The organism is Mesorhizobium sp. f-mel (assembly GCF_053850215.1).
This window is the reverse complement of record NZ_JBSPTO010000013.1, coordinates 59,919-84,694: the sequence shown is the minus strand read 5'-3', so window position 1 is coordinate 84,694 and position 24,776 is coordinate 59,919. Positions and strand designations below refer to the sequence as shown.

General features: G+C 62.8%; 23 protein-coding genes. 6 read left to right on the top strand and 17 right to left on the bottom strand.

Annotated elements, in window-relative coordinates; all coding sequences use genetic code 11:
- Positions 1-20 precede the first annotated feature (20 nt).
- The 3 genes from ACWUKX_RS17500 to ACWUKX_RS17490 form a co-directional block, all read right to left on the bottom strand.
- A complete protein-coding gene (locus ACWUKX_RS17500; protein ID WP_287330390.1) occupies positions 21-971 on the bottom strand; it encodes an ABC transporter permease in 951 nt (316 codons plus the stop codon).
- Positions 972-1,040: 69 nt separating this feature from the next.
- Positions 1,041-2,711, bottom strand: a complete 1,671-nt coding sequence (locus ACWUKX_RS17495) for a peptide ABC transporter substrate-binding protein (protein ID WP_456008120.1) — start codon at positions 2,709-2,711, stop codon at positions 1,041-1,043.
- Between the two features lie 38 nt (positions 2,712-2,749).
- Positions 2,750-4,414, bottom strand: coding sequence for an ABC transporter ATP-binding protein (locus ACWUKX_RS17490; RefSeq protein ID WP_456008118.1), 1,665 nt, complete (start codon positions 4,412-4,414; stop codon positions 2,750-2,752).
- A gap of 797 nt (positions 4,415-5,211) precedes the next feature.
- Here ACWUKX_RS17490 and ACWUKX_RS17485 point away from each other — a divergent pair.
- From ACWUKX_RS17485 to ACWUKX_RS17475, 3 genes are all read left to right on the top strand, one after another.
- Positions 5,212-6,537, top strand: a complete 1,326-nt coding sequence (locus ACWUKX_RS17485) for an NAD(P)/FAD-dependent oxidoreductase (RefSeq protein WP_456008117.1) — start codon at positions 5,212-5,214, stop codon at positions 6,535-6,537.
- An 86-nt stretch (positions 6,538-6,623) separates the two neighbouring features.
- Entirely contained in the window at positions 6,624-7,697 is a 1,074-nt protein-coding gene (locus ACWUKX_RS17480; protein ID WP_456008116.1) for a tartrate dehydrogenase, read from the top strand.
- Between the two features lie 10 nt (positions 7,698-7,707).
- A complete protein-coding gene (locus ACWUKX_RS17475; RefSeq protein WP_029352587.1) occupies positions 7,708-8,184 on the top strand; it encodes an Lrp/AsnC family transcriptional regulator in 477 nt (158 codons plus the stop codon).
- A 40-nt stretch (positions 8,185-8,224) separates the two neighbouring features.
- On the opposite strand, the gene ACWUKX_RS17470 is transcribed toward ACWUKX_RS17475, so the two are convergent.
- Positions 8,225-9,601 carry an aminotransferase class III-fold pyridoxal phosphate-dependent enzyme gene (locus ACWUKX_RS17470; protein ID WP_456008115.1) on the bottom strand — a complete coding sequence of 459 codons (1,377 nt, stop codon included), beginning with the start codon at positions 9,599-9,601 and terminating at the stop codon, positions 8,225-8,227.
- Between the two features lie 13 nt (positions 9,602-9,614).
- On the bottom strand, positions 9,615-10,454 hold the full coding sequence (locus tag ACWUKX_RS17465; RefSeq protein WP_456008114.1) for a GNAT family N-acetyltransferase: 840 nt from the start codon (positions 10,452-10,454) through the stop codon (positions 9,615-9,617).
- 321 nt (positions 10,455-10,775) lie between these two features.
- Between ACWUKX_RS17465 and ACWUKX_RS17460 the strand changes: the two genes are divergently transcribed.
- Entirely contained in the window at positions 10,776-11,465 is a 690-nt protein-coding gene (locus ACWUKX_RS17460) for a haloacid dehalogenase type II (protein ID WP_192363946.1), read from the top strand.
- Positions 11,466-11,574: 109 nt separating this feature from the next.
- On the opposite strand, the gene ACWUKX_RS17455 is transcribed toward ACWUKX_RS17460, so the two are convergent.
- The 5 genes from ACWUKX_RS17455 to argE form a co-directional block, all read right to left on the bottom strand.
- Entirely contained in the window at positions 11,575-13,050 is a 1,476-nt protein-coding gene (locus ACWUKX_RS17455) for an NAD-dependent succinate-semialdehyde dehydrogenase (protein ID WP_456008113.1), read from the bottom strand.
- Positions 13,051-13,070: 20 nt separating this feature from the next.
- Positions 13,071-14,114: a tartrate dehydrogenase gene (locus tag ACWUKX_RS17450; RefSeq protein WP_456008112.1), complete on the bottom strand. Its 1,044-nt coding sequence runs from the start codon at positions 14,112-14,114 to the stop codon at positions 13,071-13,073.
- 176 nt (positions 14,115-14,290) lie between these two features.
- Positions 14,291-14,647 (bottom strand): cupin domain-containing protein, encoded by a 357-nt coding sequence (locus ACWUKX_RS17445; protein ID WP_456008111.1) that lies wholly within the window; start codon positions 14,645-14,647, stop codon positions 14,291-14,293.
- Between the two features lie 14 nt (positions 14,648-14,661).
- The gene (locus ACWUKX_RS17440; protein WP_456008193.1) at positions 14,662-15,585 is read right to left on the bottom strand and encodes a 2-hydroxyacid dehydrogenase; all 924 of its coding nucleotides are present in this window, start codon (positions 15,583-15,585) and stop codon (positions 14,662-14,664) included.
- Positions 15,586-15,602: 17 nt separating this feature from the next.
- The gene (gene argE / locus ACWUKX_RS17435) at positions 15,603-16,727 is read right to left on the bottom strand and encodes an acetylornithine deacetylase (RefSeq protein ID WP_456008191.1); all 1,125 of its coding nucleotides are present in this window, start codon (positions 16,725-16,727) and stop codon (positions 15,603-15,605) included.
- 246 nt (positions 16,728-16,973) lie between these two features.
- Here argE and ACWUKX_RS17430 point away from each other — a divergent pair, with 246 nt between their 5' ends.
- Positions 16,974-17,852 carry a GNAT family N-acetyltransferase gene (locus ACWUKX_RS17430; protein ID WP_287112869.1) on the top strand — a complete coding sequence of 293 codons (879 nt, stop codon included), beginning with the start codon at positions 16,974-16,976 and terminating at the stop codon, positions 17,850-17,852.
- Between the two features lie 474 nt (positions 17,853-18,326).
- Positions 18,327-18,929, top strand: a complete 603-nt coding sequence (locus tag ACWUKX_RS17425) for a cupin domain-containing protein (RefSeq protein ID WP_287092796.1) — start codon at positions 18,327-18,329, stop codon at positions 18,927-18,929.
- 54 nt (positions 18,930-18,983) lie between these two features.
- Here ACWUKX_RS17425 and soxA read toward each other — a convergent pair whose 3' ends face one another.
- From soxA to ACWUKX_RS17390, 7 genes are read right to left on the bottom strand one after another with little or no spacing between them, the layout of a single operon-like run.
- Positions 18,984-19,763: a sulfur oxidation c-type cytochrome SoxA gene (soxA, locus tag ACWUKX_RS17420; protein ID WP_456008110.1), complete on the bottom strand. Its 780-nt coding sequence runs from the start codon at positions 19,761-19,763 to the stop codon at positions 18,984-18,986.
- Positions 19,763-20,083 carry a thiosulfate oxidation carrier complex protein SoxZ gene (soxZ, locus tag ACWUKX_RS17415; protein WP_456008109.1) on the bottom strand — a complete coding sequence of 107 codons (321 nt, stop codon included), beginning with the start codon at positions 20,081-20,083 and terminating at the stop codon, positions 19,763-19,765. Before soxZ ends, soxA begins: the two co-directional genes overlap by 1 nt.
- Complete coding sequence (locus ACWUKX_RS17410; RefSeq protein WP_456008108.1) at positions 20,083-20,565, bottom strand: SoxY-related AACIE arm protein; 483 nt, start codon at positions 20,563-20,565, stop codon at positions 20,083-20,085. Before ACWUKX_RS17410 ends, soxZ begins: the two co-directional genes overlap by 1 nt.
- Positions 20,566-20,567: 2 nt before the next feature.
- Positions 20,568-21,020, bottom strand: coding sequence for a sulfur oxidation c-type cytochrome SoxX (gene soxX / locus ACWUKX_RS17405; protein ID WP_456008107.1), 453 nt, complete (start codon positions 21,018-21,020; stop codon positions 20,568-20,570).
- Positions 21,017-22,279, bottom strand: a complete 1,263-nt coding sequence (locus ACWUKX_RS17400; protein WP_456008106.1) for an FCSD flavin-binding domain-containing protein — start codon at positions 22,277-22,279, stop codon at positions 21,017-21,019. The genes soxX and ACWUKX_RS17400 overlap by 4 nt, the downstream gene beginning before the upstream one ends.
- Positions 22,266-22,610 (bottom strand): c-type cytochrome, encoded by a 345-nt coding sequence (locus tag ACWUKX_RS17395; RefSeq protein WP_245485894.1) that lies wholly within the window; start codon positions 22,608-22,610, stop codon positions 22,266-22,268. The genes ACWUKX_RS17400 and ACWUKX_RS17395 overlap by 14 nt, the downstream gene beginning before the upstream one ends.
- A complete protein-coding gene (locus ACWUKX_RS17390) occupies positions 22,597-24,771 on the bottom strand; it encodes a molybdopterin cofactor-binding domain-containing protein (RefSeq protein WP_456008105.1) in 2,175 nt (724 codons plus the stop codon). The genes ACWUKX_RS17395 and ACWUKX_RS17390 overlap by 14 nt, the downstream gene beginning before the upstream one ends.
- Positions 24,772-24,776 lie beyond the last annotated feature (5 nt).

The window sequence follows — 24,776 nt, the reverse complement described above, 5'->3', positions numbered from 1 at the left end:
GGCTGCCTCCAGTTTCGCGCTCAACCCAGACGAATGCGCGGGTCGACGATTGCCACGGCGATGTCTGCGATCAGGTTGCCCAGAATGACGAGGATGGCCGAGAACATCAGCAGTCCCATCACGACCGGGTAGTCGCTGTAGCCGAGGCTGTCCAGGAACAGCCGCCCCATGCCCGGCCAGGTAAACACCGTCTCGGTCACCAGCGCGCCGGTCAGGATGCTGGGAAGCTGCACCCCGGCCAGTGTGATCATCGGCAAAAGCGCATTGCCGACGACGTGCTTCATTATGACTCGGCGCTCGCTCAGGCCCTTGGCGCGGGCGGTCTTGACGAAATCCTGGCTGATGGCGTCGAGCGTCGCAGTGCGCATGTAGCGGCTCCAGATCGCGACATGAACCAGCGACAGCACGATGCTTGGCAGGATCAGGTGATGCAGGTAGTTGAGGACCGAACCGTCGCCGATCGTGTACATGTTGCCTGCAGGCAGCCAGCCCAGCCGCAGGGAGAAGATGTAGATGCCGACGAGCCCGAACCAGAAGGTCGGGATCGACAGCGCGACCATGGCGCCTACCGTCGCCACGTGGTCGAACAGCGAATAGCGGTGCGTGGCGCCGCGAATGCCGATCCAGGTGCCGATGGCGATTGCGATCGCGGTGGACGTACCCATCAGCAGCAGCGTGGCAAAGACGTGCCGGCCAATCACTGTCAGCACAGGCGCGCCATCGCGGAAGGAGTGGCCCCAGTCACCCTGTACAAGGCGGCCGGCCCAGTCCAGATATTGAATTAAAAGAGGACGGTTTAGCCCCAATTGCTCTTTCAGCCGATCGAGATCGTCCTGCGTCATGCCGGGATCGAGCCCGAATTGCGCCAGCGGACCCCCGGGCAGCAGGTTCAGGACGAGGAACCCGATGACCGAGACGATGAGGAGCAGGATGAGGCTCTGTGAGAGCCGGTTGAGCAGGAAGCCGCGCATTTAACTCTCCTCTTTCAAGACAGCGCCGATGACTGGCCGCCGCCGCAAGGCGGCGGCGGCATAAGTATGTCAGCCCTTCCAATGCCATCCGGCGGCATGCCAGGATGCGACGCGGGCGTTGGAATTTGCCTCGAAACCCTCCAGCCCTTCCTTACGGCCGAACACATTGGCGTAGGCAAACAGAGGCAGGAACGGCAGATCCTGACGAACAATTTCCTGCACACGCAGATAGATGGCGCGCCGCTCTTCCCGATCGAAGGTGCGGGTACCCTTCTCGAGCAGCGCATCGACCTCCGGGTTGGAGTACTGGCCTGTGTTCGAACCCTTTCCGCCCTTCGCAACGATCGCCTTGGTGTGCAGGCGGTTGGACACGTCGGGGTCGCCCGCGATGACATTGGTTACGCCGGAGATCGCTGACTCGAACTGCGATTTGAGCCAGAAATCGCCCCACATGACGGCGGCCGGCAGGTTCGAAATGGTCATCTCCACCCCGATCTCGGCGAATGTCTGCTGCAGAAACTGCTGCGTCTGCTCGCGCAGGTGGTTGCCGGAGGTGGTGGAGTTGGCGAACGACAGACGCACCCCGTCCTTTACCCGTATTCCATCGGCTCCGGGTACCCAGCCGGCCTCGTCGAGGATCTGGCGCGCGCGCTCTATGTTGAACTCCTGCGCCGGCAGGTTCGGATTGTAGTAGTAGGAATTCTGCGGCATGAACGTCTCGGTGGGGGAGTGGACCCCGTAATAAAGTCCTTCGAGGATCGCTTTCCTATCTATTGCTGCGTAGAGGGCCTGGCGGACCGCCGGGTCCTTGAATTGCGGCTTCTCAAGATTGAGATAGATCGACTCGACCGATGCCCCGCGCTCCAACATGACCACGCGATCCGATAGTTTGCTGGCTTCCGCGTAGTGGTCGGCGGTTATGAATGCCTGGTCGACAAGATCAATGTCGCCGCTCTTGAACTGGGTGTAGAGCACCGTCATGTCGGGGATGTATTTGAAGACGAGCCGCTCCAAATAGGGGCCCTCCCCGGCATAATCCGCGTTCGCGACGAGTTCGATATGATCGCCGGCGATGCGCTGCGCCCACTTGAATGCGCCAGTGCCGACAGGCGCCTGATTGAAGGCGGCGGCGTTGGGGTCGGCCTCTTTTTCGAGGATGTGCTTGGGCACCATGAAGGTTTCGGCGAGAAACGACAGGTAGGGGGCGAAAGCCTCCTCCATCCGCCAAGTGAGCTCGGTCGGCGAGACCACCTTGATATCGCGCACCAGCGAATGGCCCGCCGTGCGCCACGCGCGGAATTTCGGATTGGTGATGAGCTCGAGAGTGAATTTCACGTCATCGGCAGTGAAGGGCTCGCCGTCGTGCCAGCGGACGTCATCACGCAGGCGAATGCGCCACACAAGTCCGTCCTCTGAAATGCCGCCGTTGTCTTGGCTGGGCACTTCGACCACAAGATTGGGTTGAAGAACGCCCTTGGGGTCCATGCGAACGAGTGCATCAAACACTGAGAAATGCACAGCGTCGTCGCACTCGGTATGCGGCATCAGTGGATTGAAGACGGTGGGTTCCTGCGAAAATCCGACGACGACGCGGCCGGTTGGGCTCGCTGGAGAGTTCTGGGCGAAGGCGGGTTTGCCCAACAGATTGGGCGCAATGAGGCCTGCCGCCCCGCCTATCGCCATCAATCGCAGGGCATCGCGCCGCGAGTAGTTTGATCTGGTGTCTGAGCGTTCAGTCATTGGAATTCCCCTTGTTCTGGCGGTATCCGCCGTGGCTCTTACCCATTTGCTGCAACCGGACGGGTAGATCCCGGCTGCTCTCCAGGAATCGCCGCCACCAGCTCACGCGTGTAGGCTGATTGCGGGTCGAGGAAGATTTGCGAGGGGGGACCGCGTTCCACGATCCGCCCTTTCTGCATCACTGCGATTTCGTCGCAGATCTGGCTGGCGACGCGCAAATCGTGGGTGATGAAGATCATCGATACGCCGGTCTCTCGCTGGATCTGGTCCAGAAGCTGCAGTATCTGGGCCTGGATCGAGACGTCGAGCGCCGAGACCGCCTCGTCGGCGATCAGCAGCTTCGGCTTGAACATCAGCGCGCGGGCGATGCCTATGCGCTGGCGCTGCCCACCGGAAAATTCGTGCGGAAAGCGACCAAAGGCGCCGGCATCGAGCCCGACATGAGCCAAAAGCGCCTTCGCTTCTTCACGCGCTTGGGCATAGGGCATCCCGTGCGCGACTGGGCCAACGGTCAGGATGTGGCCGACAGTCGAACGCGGGTTGAGCGACGCGAAGGGGTCCTGGAAGATCATCTGGACCCGCGGCCGCAGCGGGCGGAACTCGGCTTCGGAAAGCTTGGCAATGTCGCGGCCCTCGAACAGAATCCCGCCGCCGTCGCAGTCCAGCAGCTTGATCAGAAGCCGGCCCAGCGATGATTTGCCGGAACCGCTCTCGCCAACGACGCCCAGCGTGCGCCCGGGCGCCAGATCGAACGAGACCTCGTTAACGGCGGGCACGACGCGCTCCTTGCCGAACAGCGCACTGCCGCTGCGGTAGGTCTTCACCAGGCCTTCGACCTTCAGGATCGGGGCTTTGTTGGCCGTCTCCAGAGGAATGCGGTCCTCGCCGGTCAGGTGGGGGACGGCTGCGATAAGGCGCCGGGTGTAGGGATGGCTGGGCGACTTCAGGACCTGTTGAGCGCTACCCTGTTCGACGATGTGGCCCTTCTCCATCACGACGACACTGTCTGCGATCTCGGCCACCACCCCGAAGTCGTGGGTGATGAACATGACGCTCATTCCCTTGCGGCGCTGAATGTCGCGGATCAGCTCCAGAATCTGTGCCTGGGTGGTCACGTCGAGCGCGGTCGTCGGTTCATCCGCGATCAGGATCGTGGGTTCAAGCGCCAGCGCCATGGCGATCATAACCCGCTGCCGCTGCCCGCCAGAAAGCCGGAACGGATACTGATGATACATGAGTTCGGGGTCGGGCAGCCCCACCTCGGTCAGCAACTCGACAGCGCGGCCGCGACGGGATTTCGGGGTGCCGACGCCATGCGCCGCCATGACTTCGTCGATCTGCGCGCCCACCGTCATCAGCGGGTTGAGTGCCGAGAGCGGATCCTGGAAAATCATCGACACAACCCGGCCGCGCAAGCTGCGCAGCTTGTCGGGCGACAGGCCTATGATGTTCATCCCATCCAGCTGGATGGCGCCCGAGGAGACGCGGATCACCTTGGGCAGAAGCCCCATGATCGCATTGGCTGTGACAGACTTTCCCGATCCGGATTCGCCGATGATGCACAGGATCTGGCCGCGCTTCAGATCAAAGGAGATGTTCTCGACGGCATGGGTCCGTTCCATGCCTTCCGGCAAATTCACCGTGAGGTCGCGTATCGAAAGCGCCACATCGTGGGGGGCTACAGCCTGGATGCTTGCGACCATCGAGATCACCTCCCCTTTAAACCGAACGGGTCCACGTTGTTGCGGACTGGATCATCGCCCTTTGAGCAGAAGCGCCTCACCGTAGCGGCCGTCGTCTGGCCATCTCGGCGCTTCGCGCCCTGAGGCTGCGAGAAACGGATTCTGCTCATCCTGGCGGCTCCCTTGATGAAATCCGGTCCATGTACCGGACACTGTTCCCTTTTCTTGGAGAACTCTCCGAAGGCGTAAGCCATGCCTATCGGAAGTCCTCTGGAGCTTGCCTGCCATAAGGAAGGGTTGCTCCGTTCTTTCAGCCAGTTTGACTGTTTTGTTTCCGCAGAGTCATCGAAACTTGGCCCTCGGGCGGCAGGAACTTCTGAAATGAACGTCCAGTTCGGCATTTCACTCTGCAGCTGTTCGGGGCCCGCGACATGATCCGGCAATCATATCCTTCATGCGGTAATACGCGCCCACGACGGGCAGGAACCAGGGCTTCCGGCGTGCATCGACACCGTGTGCCAGGCCATGCGGTCGACCGGATCGTTATGCGTGCGGCCCATCGCAATGTCGGCCAAGGGACTGCCGAGCAGGCTCGACAATCGCGAGCCGCGCCCTGAATAGCCGATGGCGTAGATGACGCGATTCCATGAAGTGTACTCCTGCTTGCCCCGGTGAGGTGGGACGACAGCGAGCTTTCGCGCAACAATTGCCTGTCCTAGGGGCTGCTAACCGCACGATATTCCGTCAAGACACAAACTCTGCAGCCTGCCTTTGCATGCGGCAGGTTAGGATGCTTCAAATTACCGGAGTCCCCATCCATGCCCGCACCGCTCATGCACATCGATTCCAGCCCATCCCTGCCTCGCGAGGCGGACGTCGTCGTCATCGGCGGCGGTGTGGTAGGCGTATTCACGGCATATTATCTCGCACGCCGCGGCGTCAGCGTTGCCCTGCTGGAGAAGGGGCGCGTTGCCGCCGAACAGTCCAGCCGCAACTGGGGCTGGTGCCGCCAGCAGAACCGTGACGCGCGCGAGTTGCCAATGGCAACCAAGAGCCTCGATCTCTGGGAAAAAGTGGCGCAGGAGACTGGCGAAGACACCGGCTTTCGCCGTTGCGGGCTGCTCTATTTGTCGCAGAACGACGATGAACTCGCAGGTTGGGCAAAGTGGCGCGATTTTGCAAGGACGGTCGGCGTCACGACGCATATGCTGAGCGCGGAAAAAGCCACCGAACGGGGTAAAGCGACCGGCTGCAAGTGGAAGGGCGGCGTTTTCTCACCGACCGACGGAACGGCAGACACCTCGAGGGCGGTACCTGTAGCCGCGCGTGGGATCATGGCGGCTGGCGGCTCCGTACATCAATATTGCGCGGCTCGCGGCATAGAGTTGAGCGCCGGCCGGGTCAGCGGCGTCGTTACAGAAGCGGGAACCATCCGGACAACGACCGTGGTCATGGCCGGAGGCGCGTGGGCTTCTTCCTTCTGCAACCAGCTTGGTGTTCGTTTCCCGCAAGCTGCCGTGCGTCAGTCCATTCTAGCCGTAGCGCCGGGCGCAAATGGCCTGCCGGATGCCCTGCATACCGCGCGCGTCTCGCTGACGCGGCGCGGCAACGGTGGATACACGCTGGCGATCAGCGGGCGGGCGCGAGTCGATCCAACGCCGCAGCAGCTCAGGTTCAGCCGCGAGTTCGTGCCCATGTTCGCCCGCCGCTGGCGCAGTCTGGCCCCGGGAGCGTTCGAGGGCTGGCGTCAAGGTCATGAAAGCCTGAGGAAATGGGCACTTGACGACGTAACACCAATGGAACGGAATCGGATTCTCGACCCCAAACCTGACATGAGGCAGATTCGGCTGACATATCGACGAGCCTGCGAATTGATGCCCGAACTCAAGCGCGTCGCGATCTCCGATGCCTGGGCGGGTTATATCGACAGCACGCCCGACGGCATTCCCGCAGTCGGTGAAATCGAGGGGATTCCGGGCTTCATCCTGGCGGCGGGATTTAGCGGTCACGGCTTCGGGATTGGCCCCGGCGCCGGGCATATGATCGCCGACATCATCACCGGCAGCGAGCCTATTGTCGATCCACATCCTTATCGGCCGGAGCGTCTAAAGACCGCTGCGTGGGGCAAGGTCGCTGAATTCTGAGAAGACCGATTTGCCAACGTCCAACCGGTCGCACACGAGATCGAGGCCGCGAGGCGGCCAGCACTGAAAACAATGGGGAAGTGACGATGCGCGAATATGAGATTGCGGCCATTCCGGCGGACGGGATCGGCCCAGAGGTCATTGCCGCCGGTCTCCAGGCGCTTGAGACACTTGAAGAGCGCTGCGGCGACTTCAAGCTGCGCGTCCAGCACTTCGACTGGGGCTCAGACTACTACAAGGCCCATGGTCGGATGATGCCCGAGGACGGTGTGACGCAACTGAAGCGTTTCGACGCTATCTTCTTTGGCGCGGTCGGTGCTCCCGATGTGCCCGACGACATCACTCTCTGGGGCCTCCGGCTGCCGATTTGCCAGGGCTTTGATCAGTACGCGAACGTGCGGCCGACCAGGATACTGCCGGGCATTGCTTCTCCGCTGGCAGGCGTTAGCCCCGGCGATCTGGATTGGGTGATCGTGCGGGAGAATTCCGAGGGCGAGTATTCGGGCCACGGCGGCCGCGCCCATCGCGGCCTCCCTGAGGAAGTCGGAACCGAGGTCGCGATCTTCACGCGCGTCGGCGTCACCCGCATCATGCGCTATGCATTCCGGCTGGCGCAGTCACGGCCGCGAAAGCTCCTGACGGTTGTTACGAAATCCAACGCGCAGCGTCACGGCATGGTAATGTGGGACGAAATCGCCGCCGAGGTGGCACCGGAATTCCCGGACGTCACGTGGGACAAGATGCTGGTTGATGCTATGACGGCGCGTATGACGCTGAAACCACGGAGCCTCGATACGATCGTCGCCACCAATCTTCACGCCGACATATTGTCGGACCTTGCAGGCGCGCTTGCGGGCAGCCTCGGTGTAGCACCGACCGCCAATATTGATCCCGAGCGGCGCTATCCCTCGATGTTCGAGCCTATCCACGGCTCGGCGTTCGACATTGCCGGCAAAGGGATCGCCAACCCTGTCGCCACCTTCTGGACCGTTGCCCAGATGCTTGACCATCTGGGCGAAAGCGAAGCGGCTGCCCGGTTGATGCGCGCCGTGGAAACGGTGACGAGTGAAGGCGTGTTGACGCCGGACGTTGGGGGCACCGCGACCACGCAGGACGTAACGGACGCCGTTTGCCGGGCGATCCGCGGTTCGAACGTGTGACAGGTTTCTGATGAAGCTCGACAAGATCGACATCAAAATTCTCTCCGAGCTGCAAAAGAACGGGCGCATATCCAACGTCGAGCTTGCCGAGCTGGTGTATCTGTCACCGAGCCCCTGCCTGATGCGGGTCAAGAAGCTTCAGGCGGAAGGCTTCATCACCGGTTATTCCGCCCAGATCGACGTCTCCAAGCTCGGGCAGACGTTGACGGTCTTCACCGAGATCACGCTCAGGAACCATCGACAGAACGACTTCGCGCGGTTTCTTGCCACCGTCGAGAAGATCGATTCCGTCATCGAATGCCATCTTGTTTCAGGCGGCTACGACTACCTGGTGAAGTTTGTCACAGCGGGAATCACCGAATACCAGACGGTCATGGAGCGCCTTGTCGAAATGGACATCGGCATCGACAAATATTTCAGCTTCGTCGTGCTGAAATCCCCTATCGTGAAATCTCACCTGCCGCTCGACGCCATATTCGACAGATGAGGAAGAGGCTGCCCCGCGCATGCGGCGGCAGTCTGGACGATCATCTTTTCATTGCTGCCCGCACGTCCTTGTCTTCGAGGGTTTGATCCAGCGTCATCCGCGTGCGTTCGAGGATTCCATCGATATCGTCCTCTGTGCAGCAGAGCGGCGGCGCATAGCCCAGGATGCCGCTGTTGAAGGCGCGGATGACGAGGCCGTTCGCCCATGCGCGGTCGAAAATACGGCGACCCGGATCGGCTGCCACCGGCAGGGGCGTCTTGCGCTCCTTGTCGGTGACCAACTCGACCGCGGCGAGCATGCCGCGACCGCGAATATCGCCAACCAGCGGGTGGTCGGCGAGCGAGCGAAGGCCTTCCATCAAGCGCTTCCCGGCCTTCCGCCCGTTCTCGAGCAAGCCCTCTTCGTAGAGACGCAGGCATTCCAGCCCCACCGCCGCGCTCACGGGATGGGCTGAATAGGTGTAGCCATGGCCGACAGGCGCTTTGCCGGCTCCATCCGCGATCGTATTGTAGACACGGTCCGACATGAAGACTGCGCCCATCGGCACGTAGCCCGAGGTCAGTCCCTTCGCCGTGGTCATGAAATCCGGCACCACATCGTCCTCGTCACAGGCGAAGAGCGGGCCGGTGCGGCCAAAGGCAGTGATGACTTCGTCGGCAACGAACAGAATGTCGTGTTCCTTGCACACGGCGTGCAGGGCCTTCAGCCAGCCTGTTGGTGGAACGAGGACTCCGCCCGAACCCTGAATGGGTTCGGCGTAGAAGGCCGCAACGCGGTCCGCGCCGAGTTCCGCGATCTTGGCGCGCAGGGCCGCGACCGATGCGTCGATAATCGTCTGCGGATCGGAACCGACCGGATTGCGATAGGCGTAGTGCGAGGGAATCTTGTGCTGCCAGTCGTAAGGCACGCCGAAGCCCGTATGGAAAGCGGGGATCGCGGTCAGACCGGACCCTGCCGTCGAGGATCCGTGGTAGCCATGCTCGACCGAGATGAACTGGTCCTTTTGCGGCGTACCCTTGGCATGGTAGTAGTAGCGAATGAAACGGATCGTGCTGTCGACTGCGTCGGAACCGCCCAGCGTGAAATAGACATGGTTCAGATCGCCGGGCGCCAGTTCGGCAAGTCTGGCAGCAAGACGAATGGCAGGCTCGGACCCCAGCCCGAAATATCCCGTCGCATAGGGAAGCTCTCTTAGCTGCTTGGCCGCTGCCTCAACGACGCTTTCCTGCCCGTATCCGATGTTTACACACCATAGACCCGCGAATCCGTCCAGCAGCGTTTTCCCGCTTGCATCGGTCACCATCGCGCCCTTGGCGGATTTGAGCACCCGCACACCGGTTTCCTCGTGGCTCCGATAGCATGAAAACGGGTGAACCAGATGTGCGCGATCGAGTTCGATCAGTGAGTTTGCCAGCATTTCTTCCTCCGATTCAGCGTAGTGCCTGACTGACGAGAGCATAAGTCCGGTGTGGTGTGGTTTCGTCCTTCAGCTCGCCTGCGGTTCGTCGCATCGCTATGCCGCCGCCGACGCGAGCCAGCCCGCGACGGGTGAGCCATTCGCCGAGATCTGTGGATTCGTCGGTGTCGATACGGACAAACTCGCCGGCACTGTCGGCCAGCAGGAAGTCGATCAGGTTCCGTGCTTCGGAATTGCTTCTCGCCACCACCGGCCCAATGACCATTCCACGACCAAACCGACGGATTGCCGCAAAGGCCTGGACGTCACCTCGATCGCGAATGACGGCGAACTTCGCGCGCCCGCGCAACGACCGCATGAGCGCCGACCGATCATGACCAAACGCGGCGCGATCAAGAGTGACAAAGCGAGCGTGGTCGCCGTTTTCGCTCCAGGATACATTCTTCTGTGCGTCGACAGACGGCGCCACGCCTTGGTGCTGCACGATCTTGCCAGTCGCGACAAAACCCAGCTTCTCATAAAGCGGGAGTCCTTCCTGCGTCGCCACCAGATAGCAGGTGCGCTCCCCTGCCTTGGCAAGCGCCTCCTCCATCAGCTTCCGGCCGAGCCCGCGGCCGCGCATGGCCGCATCGACGATCACCATGTTGATGGTGGCGGCATCGTCGCCATAGGGCGTCATCATGATGGTCGCCACCACGCGTTCTTCTTCCAGAGCGACGATCCCCCGGCTGACCGACTGGACCAACTCCCAATCCTCGCGGCGATGCGGCCATTTAGCTTGGCGAGACAACTCGACAGCACCTTCCAGGTGCCCCGGTGTCATCTCTTCAAGGATGATTTGTTGTGTGGTCATGAATAATTTCCGGCCTTCGTCTTCAGGTGCTCACGGTAGATCACCAAAGACAGCAGTTCCTCCCGACCGGCAGCCATGCGCCACGCGTTTTCACTATCCTTCGCCGCTCGCGCCGCATCTTCTGCCGAAGCATGGCCGACAGGCCGTGCTGCTCCCAAGCTCGAAAGGACACCTGGCGCAACTCTCTGCCAATCCGGCGATGCAATACGAAACGATCTGCTTCAGGTCGCGGCGAATGCGGCCGTTAGTCTTCCATGTCGCCGACTATGGTGATTGCGGTACAGGCACGCTGTGCCGAGGAAAACTAGGAGGATGGTCGCCATGTCGACGTTCAGACCGAAATACATCACCTTCGACTGCTACGGCACGCTCACCAATTTCGATATGGCCGGTGCCGCGAGGCGCGTCTACGGCTCGCAGCTTTCGCCTGCCGCGTTGACGCAGTTCATCAAAGATTTCGCGGGCTATCGCCTCGACGAGGTTCTTGGCGCCTGGAAGCCCTATATCGAGGTCGTGCACAATTCCGTGGAACGGACCTGCAAGCGCAACGGCGTCGCATTCCGGCCCGAGGATGCCCAGCGCATCTATGAGGAAGTGCCGACATGGGGTCCGCACCCGGATGTCCCGGCGGGGCTGGCCAAGGTCGCCAAGGAAATCCCGCTGGTGATCCTATCGAACTCCATGAACAGCCTGATCATGTCAAACGTGGAGAAGCTCGGCGCACCCTTCCACATGGTCATCACCGCCGAGGAGACCGGCGCCTACAAGCCTTTGATGAAGGGCTTCGAATATATGTTCGACAAGCTCGGCTGCGGCCCTGAGGACATTACGCACGTGTCGTCCTCATTCCGCTACGATCTCATGACCGCCTATGATCTCGGTATCAAGAGCAAGGTCTGGGTGAATCGCGGCCACGAGCCCGCGAACCCCTTCTACGAATATACCGAGATCAAGGATATCGGGGGTCTGGCCGCCGCCGTCGGACTGGAGCCCGTTCGGGAAGTTGCTTGAGGCTGGCGGGCCTCCGGCCATCGCGGCATCCGAAGTATCGAATGAGAAAGGGGCGGTTCGACCGCCCCTCTCTCATTGCTGGTCTCGCTCTTGGGATTCCGGATAGCCTCTAATGCAAGCCGCCGACGTGAAGCGTCTTGACCTCCAGATATTCCTCAATCCCCAGCTGCGATCCTTCTCGCCCCAGCCCCGACTGCTTCACACCGCCGAACGGCGCGACCTCTGTCGAGATAAGACCGGTGTTGAGTCCGACCATGCCAAACTCCAGCGCCTCAGCCACACGCCACGATCGTTTGAGGTTTTCCGTGTAGAAATAGGCGGCAAGGCCGAAGGGCGTTCCGTTGGCGATCGCGATCGCTTCTTCCTCCGTCTCGAAGCGGAAGAGCGGAGCCACGGGGCCGAACGTCTCTTCCGACGCCAGCAGCATTTCGGTCGTGGCGTCGCCGAGCAGAATAGGCCGGGCGTATTGCTTGCCTTCCGGCACTGCTTCGCTCCGGGCAATTATCCGGGCGCCTTTCTCCAAAGCATCGGCGACATGCCGCTCGATCTTCTCAATGGCGGCACCATTGATCATCGGCCCGATGACGACGCCCTCCTCTGTACCCGCGCCAACCTTCATCTCTGCAACTCGGCTGGCGAGCTTCGCAGCAAACGTCTCATAGATGCCGGCCTGCACGAGAATGCGGTTGGCACAGACGCAGGTCTGGCCGCCATTCCGAAATTTGGAGTTTACTGCCCCTTCGACGGCGAGAGCGAGATCTGCGTCATCGAAGACAATGAAAGGCGCGTTCCCGCCGAGCTCGAGGCTGAGCCTTTTGATGCCGTCGGCGGCGCCCTTCATCAAAAGCGCGCCGACGCGGGTTGAACCTGTGAAGGAGATCTTGCGCACCGTTTCGTTGGCCATCAGCTCTTTGCCGATCTCCGCCGGCATGCCGGTTACGATGTTGATAACGCCTGCTGGGATGCCCGCTCGCTCCGCCAGGACGCCGAGCGCGAGCGCCGAGAATGGTGTGAACTCGGACGGCTTGATCACCACCGTGCAGCCGGCAGCCAGTGCGGGGGCGACTTTGCGCGTGATCATCGCGTTGGGGAAATTCCACGGGGTGATGACGGCGCAGACGCCGACTGCTTCCTTGAGAACCAGAATGCGGCGATCGGCAGTGGGTGATGGAATGGTCGAGCCACCGATCCGGCGCGCCTCCTCCGCAAACCATTTCACGAACGACGCGCCGTAGCGGATCTCCGCGAGCGCCTCGGAAAGCGGCTTACCCTGTTCCAGCGTCAGCAGAAGCGCCAAATCCTGTTCATGCCGGCGAATGAGGTCGTGCCAGCGTTCCAGCAGTCCCCCGCGCTCGGCATGAGTCTTCTTCTTCCAACTCCTGAATGCCTCGGCCGCAGCGCCGATCACGGCCCTGGTCTCGTTGCCCCCCATGTCGGGAACGGTGCCGAGAACATTCAGGCTGGCAGGGTTGGTGACCTCGGCGACGGCCTTTGTGTCCGCTTCCCGCCAGACACCGCCAATCAACGCCTGCTGGCGGAACAGGTCCGTATCGTTAAAGGTGCCAATCCTCGTGATCGCATTCATGGTCTTTTTCCTCTGCCCTTTCAGTTCAATGCCGCAAGCACGGCTCGCGTGATGGTTTCAGTCCGGTCCTTGCCTGCGATCGTGCCTATGCCCTGCGCCGTTATGGACTCGGTTGCCGACATCACTTCTGCCGCAGTATGCCGCTCGCCCAGATGCTCGAGCATCATCGCACCGGACCAGATCGCGGCGATCGGATTGGCGACGCCGAGATGCGCGATATCGGGCGCCGACCCATGGACAGGCTCGAACATGGAAGGTGCGCTGCGATCGGGATTGATATTGGCCGAGGCAGCATAACCCAGCCCGCCCTGGATCGCCGCTCCGATATCGGTGAGGATGTCGCCAAACAGATTCGAGGCGACGATTACGTCGAGGCTTTCAGGCGCCAGCACCATGCGGGCAGCCATGGCGTCGATGTGGTAGTGCGAGACCTCTACATCGGGATAGTCTTTCGCTGTCTCGCGCGTCACCTCATCCCAGAAAACCATGGAATGTTTCTGCGCGTTGGATTTGGTCACAGATGCGAGCTTATTGCGGCGCGCCCGCGCCTGTTCGAAGCCGAAACGCATGATCCGTTCGACACCCGCACGCGTGAAGATTGCTGTCTCAATCGCGACCTCATTGGCCGTGCCGGAATGGACGCGCCCGCCGGCACCGGAATATTCGCCTTCCGTATTCTCGCGTATGCACAGGATGTCGAAGCCATCGGATCGGAGGGGCCCCTGGACGCCCGGCAACAGCCTGTGCGGTCGTATGTTGGCGTACTGCGTGAACCCTTTCCGGATCGGCAGGAGCAGTCCGTGTAGCGATACTGAGTCAGGCACTTCCGCGGGCCACCCCACAGCGCCCAGGTAGATCGCATCGAATTTTCGAAGTGTCTCGATGCCGTCTGGCGGCATCATTGCGCCGGTTTCCAGGTAGTAGGCGCAGGACCATGGGAAGCGTTTGCCATCAAGGGCGAAACCGCCCCGTTTTGCCGCCGCCTGCATCACCTGCCATGCCGACTCGGTCACGTCCTTGCCGATGCCGTCGCCGGGGATGAGCGCTATGTCGTAGGTCTTCATTTGATGGAGGTCCTCATTCGCACTAGCGTTTCATCGGAACAATAATGGACCGCGCGCCGTATTTTCCGTCGAGGATGAGCCGCCCGACAGCGTCGAATCTCATCAGGCGGAACTTCGAAAGTCATTTGTTCTGGAACCGCCACGCGCTCTATTTGGCCGGACCTTGAGCATTGAACTCAGTCATAAACGCAGACGTAGATCTTGCGCACGGTCTCGATCGTGCGCCAGACGCCGACGAATCCGGGCTTCATCACGAAGCTGTCGCCGGCGCGATAGGTCTCCGTCTCGCCCCCCTTCTCCTCGATTTCGATCACACCCGAAATGATGTGGCAAAACTCGTAGGTGGTGCCCTTGATCGAATGCGTCTCGCCGGGCGTCGCCTCCCAGACGCCGGTCAGAACCGTCTCACCTTTCGAGGCATCCTGCGCCCAGGTCTTGAAGGATGGAGTGCCGGAAATGAGCCGCTCCGGCAGCGGCAATGCCTCCTTCGGCGTGAAGGCGGGATTTGTGTCGACAGTGATCAGAAGTGACATTTGAGGTTTCCTGGTTAGTAGCCGAGCGTCCGATCGACGAGGCCGATCAGAGCCTTCCCGGCGCGGTGGCGCCGGATATTGTCCACGGCGGATTGCGCCGCCGTATGCGGTTGCGTCACCGAGGCGATGTGCGGCGTTATCATCACCTTCGGATGCGACCACAGCGGATGGTGTTCCGGGAGCGGTTCTGGATCAGTTACATCAAGCATCGCCGCAGATACGTGACCGGTGTCGAGCGCGTCGATCAGCGCGGCCTGGTCGAGTTGCGGCCCCCTGCCGACATGCAGCAGCCGCGCCCCGGCAGGCAGTAGGTCGAAGAGCTTTGCATCGAGCATGCCGCGCGTTTGTTCCGTCAGCGGCAGCAGGCAGACGAGAATATCCGTTTGCTTCAGAAAGCCCACGAGTTGGTCCGCGCCATGAAAACAGGCCACCCCCTCTATCCGCTTTTCGCTGCGGCTCCACCCGGCAAGCGGAAACTGGAACGGCTTCAAGCGCTCGATAGCCGCCTGCGCCAGCATGCCAAGGCCGAGGAAGCCAACCCGGCGCTCGGCCGCCTGTCGAGCGGCAATTGGTTGCCAGAGGCACCTTTTCTGCTGCTCGAGATAGGCGGGCACCTCCCGGTGGAGCGCCAACACGCCGAGCGCGACGTATTCCTGCATCATGCGGATGATTCCATCCTCGACCATCCGCACAAGCTTCACATGGCTTGGCACCACGTCCTGCTTGAACTGGTCGACGCCCGCTCCGATGGAAAACAGCACTTCCAGATTGCGGTAGCGCGAGATCTCGTCCGGCACCGTCCAGGTAATGAGATAGCGCACCTTCTCCGGCTCCATCTCCTCGCCGGAATGGAAGAATTCCAGCTCCGGGAGCTCGCGCGCGAAGATCTCGCGGAACACCGCAGCACGCGCGGCATCGGAATTGAAAAGAAACGCCATGGAAACCGCCCCTTCCTTCAGGCCGCGAGACGCGCGCCGAGCCCGTGGATCATCTTCCGGCAAGCGGCAAGTTCACCGGTCTCGATATATTCGTCGGCACGGTGAGCACGGCCGATGTCGCCGGGGCCGCAAATGATCGCATCGATACCGGCCTGCTGATAAAGCCCGGCCTCCGTGCCGTAACTGACCGCTGTGTGCGGCTCCTGCCCCGTCAGCTCGGTCAGAACCGCCGCTAGCTCACTCCCCTTCGCGGGTGCAAGGGCGGGATAGGAACTCAACTCGTGCCAAATTACCTCGAAGCCGCTGTCGCGCAGGGCAAAAAGCCCAGCCTTGACCGGCTCAAGCAGGGAGGATGGAGAAACGCCCGGAACGGCACGTACCTCGATATCGGCAGTGCAGTGGCCAGCGATGACGTTGACCGCCTGTCCACCGGCGATGACGCCCACCTGCAACGAAGAATATGGGGGTTCGAAATCTTGATCGAGCGGTCCGTCGGCGAGGGATTGGCCATAGGCCACGGCGTGCGTGATGACTTCGGCCATGGCGTGCACGGCATTGAGTCCGAGATCGGGGCGAGACGAATGGCCGGATCGCCCGACCACCTCGAGCCGCGCGGCGGCCTTCCCCTTGTGCGCGCGCACCGGCTGCATCCGGCTCGGCTCGCCGACAATCGCGCCAAGCGGCCTCTCGCATAGCCCTGGCAACGCAGCTAAGAGATGCGGCACGCCACGGCACCCCGCCTCTTCATCGTAGGAGAATGCGAGATGAATTGGCTGCCGCAGGTTCATCGCCGCAAGTCCTGGGAGCGTGGCCAATGCGCAGGCGAGAAAGCCCTTCATGTCGGTGGCGCCGCGGCCGTAAAGCCTGCCGCCCTCGCGGCGCAGGACAAACGGATCCGAGCTCCATTCCGGCTCGCCGGCCGGCACGACATCCACATGTCCCGAGATGATGTAGCCCCGACCCTCGCGCGGGCCGATCGTGACGAAGAGGTTGGACCGGTCGCCCTCGGGACCAGGAAGAACCGTCACCTCGGCTCCCGCTGCCTGACAGTAGTCGCGGATCCAATTGACGATCGCGCCGTTTGGGGTGCCCACAACAGAGGGAAATGCAATCAGGGTCGCGAGGATTTCTTCCACGTTCATGGCGGTCCGCTCTGCTTGCACATTGTCACCGGGTGCGACCAGCCTATCTGTAGGCAGCAGTGTTCCCTGCCGAATCGCGTCGTGCTTTGGCTGAAGATTGCGAAAAAACGCCTCGAACCAGCGAAACCTGCTGGCTTTCCCGTGTAAAGCTGCGGCAAATGAGGCCTGTCGTGACATGGCGTCGACGACGGAAACACCACATGCTTGCGACGCTGGGCTTTGGTTTGAAGGAGCCGATCGACTGAGATGCAGAGATCTGTGCGCCTGAAATCCTTTGAACTGGTTGCGCGGGACATCAATGATGTCGACGTTGAGCTGCTGCATGCACTATCGATTTCTGTCCGCTGGCCGCATCGCCCCAAGGACTGGGATTTGTTGCGCCGCGCCGGCCACGGCATCGTCGCCGTTGACGGAATTGGGCGCGTCTTCGGAAGCGCGATGTGGTTTCCCCACGGGGACGATTTTGCCACCATTGGTCTTGTGATCACGACGCCCCGCGCACAGGCGCAGGGAGGTGGCCGATGGCTCATGGAACAGGTCCTTGAGCAGTGCGGGGATCGCAATCTGGCTCTGAATGCAACTCATCCCGCCTATCCTCTGTATATTTCGCTCGGCTTCACGAGCGAGGCGATCGACTATATGCGCCAGGGACAGGTCCCCCAAACACTCCCGCCGATGCCAGCTCTCGACGGTGAACTAAGTGACTTGCCTAGCGACAGGCTCGGCGACATCACCGCGCTGGACGCGCGCGCATTCGGGACAAACCGTGCAAGGCTGCTTGCGTTGCTCTCGGACGATGCCTCAATCGCCACTTTGAGTCGTGGCGGCGAGGTCGTTGGCTATTCCATGTGTCGCGAGTTCGGGCGCGGCCACGTGATTGGCCCCATTGTGGCTCGGAGCGACCAAGACGCGGTCCATCTCACCGCCGTCCATCTGAAGAAGCTGGCAGGTCGATTCGCGCGCGTCGATACGCGCGAGAGGGATGGCGTGTTTGCCGAGTTCCTTCAGCAGAGCGGCCTCGGCGTTGCCGAGACCGTGACGACAATGTCCAAAGGCCGCCGGTTTCTGAACCGGGAAAGCAACGGACCTTGGGTTTATGGGCTGGCCAGCCACGCCTGGAGCTGAATGCAAGCACACTCCGCCCTCAAGCAGCGGTCAGAGGTGTCTGTAGATCAGAGCGCTCGAATTGCACCGAAAAGCCCAAGAAACGGGTGTAATGCGGTTGCTATCATGCGGCCGGGACGACTACCGCTTAGAATCTTCCCCGAATCCCGGATTCGGTTTCGCTGCCGACACAATGACCGTCCGACGCCCACCCGCCACGCCATCTAACGTGGCCGATGCCGCGCGAGCACGGTGCGATTCGCGCGTTGACATGATTAATGTCCCGCAGCAGATCGGATGTGATGACGTCCGGCGATGACCCGCATGCGACCAACCGGCCGTCCGCGATGGCCATCGCCTGATCGGTGAAGCGCAGGGGGCAGACATAGACACGGCGTAGATCCCTACCGAACAGGCAGCGGAACCGACCGGCATGAAGACGGTTGAATCGGCATGAAGGCTCGTCTTCTGACAGCCAGCAATGTAGGCTACATCATGAGCATTCTGCAGAGTGCCAAGAAAGCTGTCGAGCAGGCTACCGGTGTCGCAAGACCGGGCAGGCAAGAAGTAACCGGTCTTGTAAGGCGGCGAAAAGCGAATGAGTTTTGGTTCAAGGATGATGGCCTGGTGCCCAATCATCCGTTTTGGCCGCTTGTCGTCTATCGAGGCGCCGTGAGGCTGCCTGAGGAATTTGATCCCGCAGCCGTCTTGGAGGAGCTTTTCGAGGCCAATGGATGGGGGGACAGCTGGCGGAATGGCATCTACGACTACGTTCACTACCATTCGCGAATACATGAGGTGCTCGGGGTTGCAGCCGGGGCGGCCAAAGTCCGGTTTGGAGGCAAAAAGGGACGAACCCTGTCCCTGAAGGCCGGCGACGTCGCGGTTCTTCCGGCCGGCACCGGGCACCAATGCCTTTCGGCATCCGCCGATTTTCTAGTGGTCGGCGCCTATCCTCCATTTGGGACCTATGACGAATGCACGACTGCCCAGGAGCATGATCGCGCGCTCGCGACAATCCAGAAGGTAGGTCGTCCACGCAAGGATCCCGTCTATGGGAGCAAAGGCCCGCTTCTGCAAAATTGGAGGAAGACCTGAAGTAGGCGCAGACTGTCCGTCGGCGGCAGGTGAACGACCAGCGACAGTCCGGCATCACGGCCGGACGGCGGGCGTCTCGATTAGCAGGCCGCGGGCCCGCTCCGTCAGATGGAGCTCCAGATCGACGAGTTCGGGTGCGCCGAATGCGAAGGGCTCGGCCCTGACCCCGACCATACAGTTGCGCAGGCGCCGCTGCAGCGAACCGACCGTCTGCCACTCCAGTCGGTAGAGCGGATAGCCGGTCGGATGGGCCTGCGGGATGACACTGCCGCCGAGCCGTTTGCCCCAATTGGCGTCGTGGCAGGAGGCGCAGGAGAGGTCGAGCTGGCCGATGCGGCTCTGGAACAGGCGCCGTCCGTTGTCGCGAAACGGCGCGAGCCGGGCGTCGGTAGCCGGTATGATTGGCATGCCGCGCGACTGATGCGCCACATAGGCCGTCAGGGCGAGCAAAGCGTCAGACTCCGGCGCTAACGGCTCGGCCTGCTGCCGCCCCGCTCGGCAGGAGTTGATACGCCCGGCAAGGTCGATCGGCCGTCCTATCGCCTCGTCAAAGGCCGGGTAGCGCGTGGCAACGCCGCGCATCGTCTGGGAAGCATCGCCATGGCAGCCGGCGCAGGCGACATCCGCCCTGCCCCCCGCCTGTTGCCAGAGCTGCTCGCCCTGCAGCACCCACAGCATGCCGGGGTTGCTCATGTCGTCGGCCTGCAGCGCCTGCGTCTCCGGCGTCATGAGGTCGAAGCCGGAGCGCTTCTCGCCGTCTTCGATGCCGGCGGCAGAGACGATGCCGCAAATAGCGGCAACACCGAGGGCTGCCAGCCGCCAGAGCGCATGCATCAGTTCACCGTGATCATGGCGGAAGCCGTTTGCGTCCTTCCTGTGCCGTCGGTCCAGGTGAACCCGACCGTGCCGCTCGTCGTGGCAACGAGCGTGAAGGCAATGAACGGATTGGCCGACACCGCTGGAAAGAGATCGGCCGAAAACACCTCCTCGCCGTTGTAGGTGCAGGCGAAGCGGCGGATGATGTCGCGGGGGATGTTGGAGCCGTTCGGGCCGATACGATAGCCGGTTTCCATCGGATGGGCGATCATCGCCTTGATCTCGACGACCTCGCCCTGCCTGGCCATTTTCGGCACATTGACGAGCGCGCGCGCCATTATGAGAGATCCTCGATGCAGGCGGCCAGCGTGACGATGGCGCTCGCCCGGCTCGACCAGAAGCTGCCGTCGCTCATCTCCGCAACGGCCACCACCACCTGAGAGGTCGCGAGCCGGATCCGCGTCGAGACGGTGGCGCGGCCCGTGCGCGGCCCGAGGTGGAAAACCGCGACATTCGCCTCCGGGTTCTTCTCGTTGAAGACCGCGATGCGCCGGACATGGTCGTCCGCGGTCATCGGGCTCTCGGCGGCGACCGTGATCCCGACCGCGTTGCCGTTCTCGACCAGGGGTGGCAGATCGAGCCGGACGCGGCCGTCGAGGACGTCGGCTCCCCCGGTGAAGGTCCGGATCGCGTCCTCGAGGCTCGGACGGGCAACAGCCCAGCGCGGCAGACTGATCACCAGCAGACCAGTCATGCCGGCCCGAAGAAACTGCCGCCGTCCGGCCAAGCCTCCGTAAACTCGAAGCGGGTCTTCGTGCATAATCACCCCTTCAGCGTGGTGAGATAGGCGACGATATCCTCGATATCGGCGCCGCTCAGGATCGGCTTGCTGCGCCAGACGGTGGCGACACGCCGGCCTTGCTCATCCGCGACCCGATAGTAGGAAGGCATGATCGTGTTCGGCACGAGCCGCTTCATGTCGACCACGCGCAGCCGGATCTGGCCATCCGAAAGCCTTGCCCCGACGCCGGTCAGGTCGGGCGCCAGCGTGCCGTGCAGATGCGCGTCGGGAAACGGGCCGCTGTGGCAGAGCGTGCAGAGGCTGCGCTGCCGGTCCGAGATCAGCGTGGCGCCGCGCGCCGGATCGCCCTTGCCGCCGACCAGAGGCTTCATGATCGCATCGCCGGTCACGACATAAGACCCCATCTCCTCGCCGGCACCGGGCGAGGCCGCAAGCTGCAATCCCATAAGAGCGAGGCAAGCCACCCTCATCATCCGAACACTTCACTGGTGATCGTTCGGAACCAGTCCTCCGCATAGGCCGCTTCCAGTTCGCGAACGGAGGGCGGTGCTTCGAGCGGGCTGGTGCCGCCCGCACCCTCCACCTCGGCAAGCAGGCCGTCGCGCGGCTGGTAGACGCCTGCGACCGAAATGCCGTAGCCGGGCGCGACCAGGCTGTAGCAGGTGTTGATGAGCTTCGGCTGCCCCGGCTGCCGCTCCCTGACCAGCGCGCTGACCGCCGCAGCGCAGGCTTTTGCCTGGGCGTTGGCGCTGAAGGCGGATTTCGGCATCGCCCCGCCGATCGCCGCGTCGCCGACGACGTGGATCGCCGGCTGCAGGCGGGACTCGAAGGTGACCGGGTCGATCGGACACCAGCCCGTCTGATCGACGACGCCCGCCGACTGCGCGATCCCGCCCGCACGCTGCGGCGGGATCACGTTGGCGACATCCGCCTTGTGATTGCCGAACTCGGTCACCAGCGTCCTTGTCGCCGGGTCGACTTCCGTCACCCTGCCGCCCGAGGACAGCGGCACCCATTCGATCAAGCCGGGATAGAGCTCTTGCCAGGCCGCTTCGAACAGGCGCTGCTTCGAAAAGGCGTCCTTGGCGTCGAGGATGATCAGCTTGGAGCGGGGCTTGCTGGTCTTGAGGTAATGCGCGATCAGGCTTGCCCGCTCGTAGGGACCGGGCGGGCAGCGGAACGGATTGGCTGGCGCGGAGAGAACGACGACCCCACCGTCCGGCATCGCCGCGAGCTGGTCGCGCAGCAGCAGCGTCTGCGGCCCCGCCTTCCAGGCATGCGGCATGATCGCCCCTGCCGCCTCGTCGTAGCCCGGCAAAGCGTCGAAGCGCAGGTCGACGCCGGGCGCCAGTACCAGTCTGACGTAGCCGATGTCCGTACCATCCTCCAGCCGAACGCGCCGGCGCTCAGCATCAACGGCGACAGCGCGCTTGCGGATGAGGCCGATGTCGCCGAACCGGTCATAACCGAAGGTCTGCGCCTCGATGCCACGCAGCCCCGCAACAACGGCATTGCTGAACGGGCAGGCCAGATAGGCTGTCTCTGGCTCGATCAGCGTCACGGCAAGGTCGCGATCCAGCCGTTTCAGCGCGCGGGCGCAGCTCGCCCCGGCAAAGCCGCCGCCGACGACGATCACGCGGGGCTGCGCCTGTGCGCGCACCTGCGGCGCGGCAAGGACGGCCGCGGCGACGCTGGCCGCCGCGCCGCCGATCAGGGCTCTACGGCTGGGCATGGCGTGCCGCCTCCGGTTTGGCGAGCCATTCGGCGATGGCGCGCGTCTCCTCCTCGGTAAATCCCCTGGCGATGCGGTCCATGACCGTCGCCTTGCGCTCACCGGAACGGAAGGCTTGCATCTGGGCAATGATGTCGTCGGCCGCATGGCCGTCGAGCGAGGGGATGGCTGAGCCGAGCGCCGCCGGCCCGTGACAGCCGGTGCACGCCGTCGCACCAGGCGCCGCGTCGGCCCGCGCCGACGCGCTGGCCACGAGCCCCGCAAGCAGAACGGGCACGAACGATCGTCTGCCGCGCCTGTTCTTCGAGCGCCTCATGTCATGCGAGGTCATGGTTTTTCAACGGCAGTGTGCGGATGCGCTTTCCGGTGGCGGCGAAGATCGCATTGAGGACGGCCGGCGCGGCGACCGCTATGGTCGGCTCGCCGACGCCGCCCCAGAAGCCGCCGGACGGCAGTATGATCGTCTCCACCTCCGGCATCTCGGCCATGCGCAGAACCTCGTAGCTGTCGAAGTTCTCCTGCTCCATGCGGCCGCCATCGACCGTGCACTCGCCGTAAATGCAGGCGGAAAGGCCGTAGACGAAGGAGCCCTCGACCTGCCGTTCCACCTGTGCGGGATTGACGACATGACCCGGATCGGTGGCCGCCACAATGCGGTGGATCCTGAGCTGCCCGTCGGTGACCGAAACCTCCGCTGCCGCGGCGACATAACTGCCGAAACCCATGATCTGCGCGAGCCCGCGGTGAACACCCGCTGCGGCCGGGGTGTCCCAGCCGATCCGTTCGGCAACCGCCTCCAGCACAGCGAGATGCTTCGGATGTTTGGCCATCAGCTTGCGGCGGAAGGCGAGCGGGTCGACGCCGGCCGCATGGGCGAGTTCGTCCATGAAACACTCGACGTAGAGCGCGTTCTGGTTGAGGTTCACGCCGCGCCAGAATCCTGGCGGGATAGGCGGGTTGCGCATCGCATGGTCGACAAGAAGATTGTCCACCGTATATCCCAGCGTGCCTTCCGTGCCGGCGAGCACGAGGCCCTGAAAGACCACCGGGTCCATACCGTTCTGCATGCCTTCCGGCCGCACTGCGGCAAGGATCGACTGGCCGGATATGCGCATGTGCAGAGCGGTCAGGTTGCCGTCCGCGTCAAGCGAGCCCGTCAGTCGGCATCGCGTGGTCGGGTGATAGGCGCCGTGCAGCATATCCTCTTCGCGCGACCACATAAGCTTTACGGGCGTCCCTGGCACCTGCTTGGCAATGCTGACCGCCTGGCGCACATAGTCCTGGAAGTTGCCGCGCCGGCCGAAGCCGCCGCCGAGATGGATCTTGTGCACCTCGCATTGCTGCACCGGCAGGCCTGCGGCCTCGGCCGCTGCAGCAAGGCTCGCCTCGCCATTTTGGGTCGGCACCCATACCTCGCAGCGCTCCGGCGTGTAGAGCGCCGTCGCGTTCATCGGCTCCATGGTCGCGTGGTTCTGATAGGGGTAGGCATAGGTCGCCGTGACCGTCCGGCCGGCGGCAGACAGGGCGGCACCCGCGTCACCTTGCTCGGCGCCAATGAAGGCATCATTTGCGGCGAGGCCCTCCTCGAGCATCGCCGCGATCGAGGCGCTGGTGACCTGCCTGTTGGGACCTTCGTCCCAGACGACCGGCAGGGCATCGAGTGCGGTCTTCGCCCGCCACCACGTGTCGGCGACAACGGCAACGGCGGTTTCGTCGACCTGAACGACGGTGCGCACGCCGGGCATGCCTGCGACCGCCGCCGCGTCGAAGCTCTCCACCTTGCCGCCGAAATACGGACAGGCCCGGATCGCCGCGTTGAGCATGTTCGGCAGCTTGAGATCAACACCGTAAACCTGGCTGCCGTTGAGCTTGTCGGCCGTGTCGAGCCGCGGCAGCGGCTTGCCGGCTATGGTCCAATCCTTGGGATCCTTCAGCGTGATGTTGGCGGGCGGCGTCATCCGCGCGGCGGCGGCGGCCAACTGACCATAAAAGGTGGCGCGATCTGATGCTGCATGCGTGACCATGCCCATCCTTGCAGTGCATTCGCTGGCCGGCACGCCCCATTCGGCGGCCGCTGCGGCAATCAGCATCTCGCGCGCAACGGCGCCACCAATGCGCACATACTCGTGCGACTCGCGGATACCGCGGCTGCCCCCGGTCGAGAAATTGCCCCACACGCGGTCGCGTGCGAGGTTCTGGGCCGGCGACGGATATTCGGTCGTGACCTTTGACCAGTCGCAATTCAGCTCCTCGGCGACGAGTTGCGCCAGGCCGGTCAGCGTCCCCTGCCCCATCTCGGAACGGGCGATGCGGATGACAACAGTATCGTCGGGCCTGATCACCACCCAGGCATTGATCTCCGGCGCGGTCTCCGCGCCCTCGGCAAGTGCCGGCTTGATGAACGGCACGTTGAATCCGAGGGACAGGCCGCCGGCCGCGGAGGCCACGCCGATGATGAAGCTGCGGCGGGAGATGGAAATTATGGCGTTCATGACTG

Bases quoted from the DNA above. Each gene is read 5' to 3' on its own strand.
- ACWUKX_RS17395 (WP_245485894.1), bottom strand. From the start codon at position 22,610: ATGACCTCGCATGACATGAGGCGCTCGAAGAACAGGCGCGGCAGACGA.
- ACWUKX_RS17460 (WP_192363946.1), top strand. From the start codon at position 10,776: ATGTCGACGTTCAGACCGAAATACATCACCTTCGACTGCTACGGCACG.
- ACWUKX_RS17400 (WP_456008106.1), bottom strand. From the start codon at position 22,279: ATGCCCAGCCGTAGAGCCCTGATCGGCGGCGCGGCGGCCAGCGTCGCC.
- ACWUKX_RS17410 (WP_456008108.1), bottom strand. From the start codon at position 20,565: ATGCACGAAGACCCGCTTCGAGTTTACGGAGGCTTGGCCGGACGGCGG.
- ACWUKX_RS17470 (WP_456008115.1), bottom strand. From the start codon at position 9,601: ATGCTGGCAAACTCACTGATCGAACTCGATCGCGCACATCTGGTTCAC.
- ACWUKX_RS17455 (WP_456008113.1), bottom strand. From the start codon at position 13,050: ATGAATGCGATCACGAGGATTGGCACCTTTAACGATACGGACCTGTTC.
- soxX (WP_456008107.1), bottom strand. From the start codon at position 21,020: ATGATGAGGGTGGCTTGCCTCGCTCTTATGGGATTGCAGCTTGCGGCC.
- ACWUKX_RS17390 (WP_456008105.1), bottom strand. From the start codon at position 24,771: ATGAACGCCATAATTTCCATCTCCCGCCGCAGCTTCATCATCGGCGTG.
- ACWUKX_RS17500 (WP_287330390.1), bottom strand. From the start codon at position 971: ATGCGCGGCTTCCTGCTCAACCGGCTCTCACAGAGCCTCATCCTGCTC.
- soxA (WP_456008110.1), bottom strand. From the start codon at position 19,763: ATGCATGCGCTCTGGCGGCTGGCAGCCCTCGGTGTTGCCGCTATTTGC.
- ACWUKX_RS17440 (WP_456008193.1), bottom strand. From the start codon at position 15,585: ATGGCGTTTCTTTTCAATTCCGATGCCGCGCGTGCTGCGGTGTTCCGC.
- argE (WP_456008191.1), bottom strand. From the start codon at position 16,727: ATGAACGTGGAAGAAATCCTCGCGACCCTGATTGCATTTCCCTCTGTT.
- ACWUKX_RS17495 (WP_456008120.1), bottom strand. From the start codon at position 2,711: ATGACTGAACGCTCAGACACCAGATCAAACTACTCGCGGCGCGATGCC.
- soxZ (WP_456008109.1), bottom strand. From the start codon at position 20,083: ATGGCGCGCGCGCTCGTCAATGTGCCGAAAATGGCCAGGCAGGGCGAG.
- ACWUKX_RS17475 (WP_029352587.1), top strand. From the start codon at position 7,708: ATGAAGCTCGACAAGATCGACATCAAAATTCTCTCCGAGCTGCAAAAG.
- ACWUKX_RS17430 (WP_287112869.1), top strand. From the start codon at position 16,974: ATGCAGAGATCTGTGCGCCTGAAATCCTTTGAACTGGTTGCGCGGGAC.
- ACWUKX_RS17425 (WP_287092796.1), top strand. From the start codon at position 18,327: ATGAGCATTCTGCAGAGTGCCAAGAAAGCTGTCGAGCAGGCTACCGGT.
- ACWUKX_RS17445 (WP_456008111.1), bottom strand. From the start codon at position 14,647: ATGTCACTTCTGATCACTGTCGACACAAATCCCGCCTTCACGCCGAAG.
- ACWUKX_RS17485 (WP_456008117.1), top strand. From the start codon at position 5,212: ATGCCCGCACCGCTCATGCACATCGATTCCAGCCCATCCCTGCCTCGC.
- ACWUKX_RS17465 (WP_456008114.1), bottom strand. From the start codon at position 10,454: ATGACCACACAACAAATCATCCTTGAAGAGATGACACCGGGGCACCTG.
- ACWUKX_RS17480 (WP_456008116.1), top strand. From the start codon at position 6,624: ATGCGCGAATATGAGATTGCGGCCATTCCGGCGGACGGGATCGGCCCA.
- ACWUKX_RS17450 (WP_456008112.1), bottom strand. From the start codon at position 14,114: ATGAAGACCTACGACATAGCGCTCATCCCCGGCGACGGCATCGGCAAG.
- ACWUKX_RS17490 (WP_456008118.1), bottom strand. From the start codon at position 4,414: ATGGTCGCAAGCATCCAGGCTGTAGCCCCCCACGATGTGGCGCTTTCG.